Annotated in this window: 5 protein-coding genes; 4 read left to right on the plus strand and 1 reads right to left on the minus strand. The window is 67.1% G+C overall.

The window, feature by feature from the left end:
• The 4 genes from AC1DY5_RS41985 to AC1DY5_RS42000 form a co-directional block, all read left to right on the plus strand.
• Nucleotides 1-291, plus strand: a 291-nt coding sequence (locus tag AC1DY5_RS41985; protein ID WP_478120346.1) for an isocitrate/isopropylmalate family dehydrogenase, incomplete at its 5' end; no start/stop codon positions are given.
• Between the two features lie 20 nt (nt 292-311).
• Complete coding sequence (locus AC1DY5_RS41990) at nt 312-1,751, plus strand: NAD-dependent succinate-semialdehyde dehydrogenase (RefSeq protein WP_478120347.1); 1,440 nt, start codon at nt 312-314, stop codon at nt 1,749-1,751.
• Between the two features lie 117 nt (nt 1,752-1,868).
• Nucleotides 1,869-3,203 carry an NAD(P)/FAD-dependent oxidoreductase gene (locus AC1DY5_RS41995; RefSeq protein ID WP_478120348.1) on the plus strand — a complete coding sequence of 445 codons (1,335 nt, stop codon included), beginning with the start codon at nt 1,869-1,871 and terminating at the stop codon, nt 3,201-3,203.
• A 71-nt stretch (nt 3,204-3,274) separates the two neighbouring features.
• The gene (locus tag AC1DY5_RS42000; protein WP_478120349.1) at nt 3,275-3,985 is read left to right on the plus strand and encodes a restriction endonuclease; all 711 of its coding nucleotides are present in this window, start codon (nt 3,275-3,277) and stop codon (nt 3,983-3,985) included.
• 12 nt (nt 3,986-3,997) lie between these two features.
• On the opposite strand, the gene AC1DY5_RS42005 is transcribed toward AC1DY5_RS42000, so the two are convergent.
• Nucleotides 3,998-4,943: IS630 family transposase (locus AC1DY5_RS42005; RefSeq protein WP_478120350.1), on the minus strand; the 946-nt coding region annotated here is incomplete at its 5' end.

Here is a 4,943-nt window from a genome sequence, read left to right on the forward strand (position 1 = left end):
GCCAATCTCAACCCGGACCGCAAGTTCCCGTCGCTGTTCGAGCCCGTGCACGGCTCGRCGCCGGACATCTACGGCCAGAACATCGCCAAYCCCATCGCCATGATCTGGTCGGGYGCGCTGATGCTGGACTTCCTCACGCAGGGCCAGGGCGCSGGSCGCGCCGCGCACGAYGCGATCCTSGGCGCGATCGAGGCGGTGCTGCGCGAAGGGCCGCGCMCGCGCGACCTCKGCGGCACGGCMTCSACYACCGARMTSGGCATSGCRATCGCCGAGCGCGTSGCYGCAGMCTGAAACCGTCCATGAMAAACACCATGACACTGACYCTCGAACGCCWGGACCTGATGCCCGGMCKSCAGCTSATCGGCGCCGACTGGCGCGAGGCGAGCGACACGCGCCGCCTCGACGTCTCCGACCCCGCCACCGACGCCGTCTTCGCCAGCGTGCCCGACGGCACGGCCGCCGACGCGCGCGCCGCGGTCGATGCCGCGCACGCCGCCTTCCCGGCATGGCGCGCCGTGCCTGCCAAGCAGCGCGCTCAGATCATCAAACGCTGGAACGAGCTGGTGATGGCGCATCAGGAGGATCTCGGTCGGCTGATCTCGCGCGAACAGGGCAAGCCGCTGGCCGAGGGCCGGGGCGAGGTGGCCTATGCCGCCAGCTACATCGAGTGGTTTGCCGAGGAAGCCACGCGCGCCAATGGCGACGTGATTCCCTCGCCGGTGCCGGGACGGCGCATGTTCGCGCTGAAGGAGCTGGTGGGCGTGGTCGCCACCATCACGCCGTGGAACTTCCCGGCGGCCATGATCGCGCGCAAGATCGCGCCGGCGCTCGCGGCCGGATGCACCGTGGTGTGCAAGCCGGCCGAGGACACGCCGCTGACATCGCTGGCCCTGGTCAAGCTGGCCCAGGAGGCCGGGGTGCCGTCGGGGGTCATCAACATCGTCACCGCCTCGCGCGAACGCACGCCCGAGGTGGTGGATGTGTGGCTGGCCGATGCGCGCGTGCGCAAGATCAGCTTCACCGGCTCCACGCCGGTGGGCCAGCACCTGGCGCGCCGCTCGGCCGACACGCTGAAGAAGCTGTCGCTCGAGCTCGGCGGGAACGCGCCCTTCATCGTGTTCGAGGACGCAGACATCGATGCTGCCGTCGAAGGCCTGATGGCGGCCAAGTTCCGCAACGGCGGGCAGACCTGCGTGTCCCCGAACCGCGTGTTCGTGCACGAGCGCCTGCATGACGCCTTCGCCGACAAGCTGGCCGGGCGCGTAGGCGCACTCAAGGTGGGCCCGGCGAGCGACCCGGGCTCGCAGATCGGTCCGATGATCAATGCGCGCGCGGTCGAGAAGATCGAGCGCCATGTGCAGGACGCGATCGCAAGGGGCGCCAAAGTGCTCACCGGCGGAAGGCGTCTTGTCGATCTGGAGAACGCCGACGCCACAATGGCCTGCAGCTGCGAGGAAACCTTCGGCCCGGTGGTGCCGATCACGCGCTTCGACAGCGAAGCCGAGGTGATCGCGGCGGCCAACGACACGCCCTTCGGACTAGCGGCGTACTTCTACTCGACCGATGTCCGCCGGGTCTGGCGAGTGGCCGAGGCGCTGGAGACAGGCATCGTCGGCGTCAACGAGGGCGCGCTGGCCGCCGAGGCTGCGCCCTTCGGCGGCGTGAAGGCCTCAGGCTACGGACGCGAGGGCTCGGTGCACGGCCTCGATGATTATCTGCACATCAAGTACCTGTGTCAGGGGCAGCTGTAGCAGCGCACGGTCCCAGCCTGGAATGCTGGTGGTCCTCCAACGAAGTGGCCGTGCCCGGCGAACTGATCGGTCATCGTGGCCCAACCGCGCTGAAGCGCCCTGTACGAGCAGCCAACCATGAACAGCCCTTTGTCCAAGCACCGAGTCGTCATCGTGGGCGGCGGTGCGGGCGGTCTGGAGCTGGCCACGCATCTCGGCGACACGCTGGGCAAGCGCGGCATGGCGGAGATCACGCTGATCGACAAGCACCGCACTCACGTGTGGAAGCCCAAGCTGCACGAGATCGCGTCGGGCAGCATGGACATGAGCGCGCACGAGGTCGATTACCTCGCGCAGGCGCACTGGCACCGCTTCCGCTTCCGGCTCGGCGAGCTGACCGGCATCGACCGCGAGCAGCGCGAAGTGCATGTCGCGCCCTACCTGGACGACGAGGGCCGGCTGGTCACGCCGGCGCGCGCCTTCGGCTACGACACGCTGGTGGTCGCCATCGGCAGCCTCAGCAACGACTTCGGCACGCCCGGCGTGCGCGAGCATGCGTTGCGGCTCGAGTCGAAGGCGGACGCCCAGCGCTTCCACCAGCGCATGGTCAACGCCTGCATCCGCGCGCATGCGCAAACCACGCCGCTGCGGCCCGAGCAGCTGCACGTGGCGATCATCGGTGCGGGCGCCACGGGCGTGGAGCTGGCGGCCGAGCTGCATCGCACCACGCGCGAGGTCGTGGCCTACGGGCTTGACCGCGTGGACGCCGAGAAGGACATCCAGGTCAGCGTGATCGAGGCCGCCGGCCGCGTGCTGCCCGCGCTGCCGCCGCGCTTGTCGGCCGCCACCGAGGCGCTCCTGCGCGAGCTGGGCGTGGACGTGCACACCTCCGCCAAGGTGGCCGAGGTGCTGCCCGAGGGCGTGCGCCTGGCCGACGGGCGCACGCTGCCGGCCGAGCTGGTGGTGTGGGCCGCGGGCGTGAAGGCGGCGGATTTCATGAAAGACATCGCGGGACTGGAGACCAACCGCGGCAACCAGCTCGTGGTGCTGCCGACCTTGCAGACCACGCGCGATGCCGACATCTTCGCCATCGGCGACTGCGCCGCCTGCGACTGGCCGCAGGCCAACGGCGGCAAGGGCGGCCTGGTGCCGCCGCGCGCGCAGGCAGCGCACCAGCAGGCTTCGCACGTCGCGGCGCAGATCCGCCGGCGCCTGGCGGGAAAGGCCCTCAAGCCCTACCGCTACCGCGACTTCGGCTCGCTCGTGTCGCTCGGCGAGTTCAGCACCGTGGGCAACATGATGGGCGGCCTGATCGGCGGCAGCCTGATGATCGAAGGGCTGTTCGCCCGGCTCATATACATGTCGCTCTACAAGATGCACGAGCTGGCGCTGCACGGCGTCGTCAAGGTCTCGCTCGACACGCTCGCGCGCCTCATCACGCGGCGCACCGAACCGCACGTCAAGCTGCATTGAGGCGTTGCGATCATGGCCGTGCGCCATGTCCGGGACGAAAGAGGTCAGGAGGCGCAGACGAGGTCGTCGATGTGGTGGCGCTGTTTCCATGGTGGGTTGGTGCCGTGCTCGCACTCGTCACCTGGTGGCTTCTGCACAAGTACGCGGTAGCGCCCATTGGATCAGACTCAAGGACCATGGCCACCGCGGCTATGTTCAAAGGACTGGCCACGGTGGTCAATATCTGGTCCCGGGTCTGTGCCTGGCCGGTGCCGCTCTCTCAGCTTTCCGTCGATGGCAGAGGAAAGGGTCTGGGCAATAGGGTGGCGGCCGCCGACAGCGCAGATGTTCTTGAGGGAATGACCTGGCAAGAGTTTGAAATGCTCGTGGGCGAGGCCTTCCGTCTCAGGGGTTTCCGAATCGAAGAATTCGCCGGCCGAGGCGCTGATCGCGGCATTGATCTGGTGCTGCGTCGAGACGGTAAGAAGCATCTGGTTCAGTGCAAGCAGTGGCGCTCTTCCAAGGTGGGCGTTGCAGTGGTTCGTGAGCACTTCGGCGTGATGACTGCGGAGAGGGCCGACGGCGGGTACGTGGTCACGTCGGGTCGGTTCACGGCAGAGAGTAGGGCATTTGCTCGTAATTGCCACATCGAGCTCATCGAAGGTGAAGAGCTCTTTCAGATGATCAAGCTGGCGAAAGCCGCCGTTGCGCGACCGACGTCGGGACACGGACAGAAAGCGACGCAACGAGCTGCGGTTTCGAGCCCGGTTGCGACGTCCGTCGCTAGTGTAGTGCGACACTAAAATATGTACTTATTATTTGACCCTTGCCAGCGCAGCCTTGGCTCGCGTGACCTTTGCCAGGATGTCAGTCGCCCTCGCAGTCCAGATGAACGGCTTGGGGTTGGCGTTGTGGTGGGCCACGTACAGATCGATGGCCAGTTCCAGTTCGGGCACGCTGGTGAAGCTGTCGCGCCGGATGCGGTTTTCCGAGATGTCGCGGAAGAAGCGCTCGACCATGTTCAGCCAGGACGCGCTGGTGGGCGTGAAGTGCATGACGAAGCGTGGGTGCTTGGCGAGCCAGGCTTGAACCTCCGGGTGGGTGTGCGTGCCGTAGTTGTCCACGATCAGGTGCAAGTGCAGGTGCTTGGGCGTCTTGCGCTGGATCAGGCGCAGGAACTTCAGCCATTCCGCGTGCCGGTGCTGCGGCTGACACATGGAAATCACGGTGCCGTCCAGGGTGTTCAACGCCGCGAACAGCGTGGTCGTGCCATGGCGCTTGTAATCGTGRGTGACGGTGCCKGCGCGGCCTTTCTTCATCGGCAAGCCCGGCTGGGTGCGGTTGAGCGCCTGAATCTGACTTTTTTCGTCGCAGCTGAGCACCAGGGCGCGCTCGGGTGGGTTCAGGTACAGCCCCACAACGTCCAACAACTTTTCCGCGAAGCGCGGGTCGCGCGAGAGCTTGAAGCTGCTCTGGCGATGCGGCTTCAGGCCGTTGCGCTTCCACACCCGGCGAATCGTCGTCGGCCCTACGCCGAGCTGCGCGGCCAGCGTGCGCGTGMTCCAGTGCGTGGCAGCAATGGGCTTTTCGTGAAGCGTCTTGTCCACGATGCTCGATTCAAGCTCGGCGGTCACGCTGGGGGTGCGCCCGGGGCGCGGCGCATCGTGCATCAGGGCCTCAACCCCGCCGTCCAGGAAGCGCTGGCGCCACAAGGCCACCTGGCGTCGGTCCAAATCGACCTCGGCAGCGATGTCCTTGTTC

Source organism: Variovorax sp. P4_D9 (genome assembly GCF_056401695.1).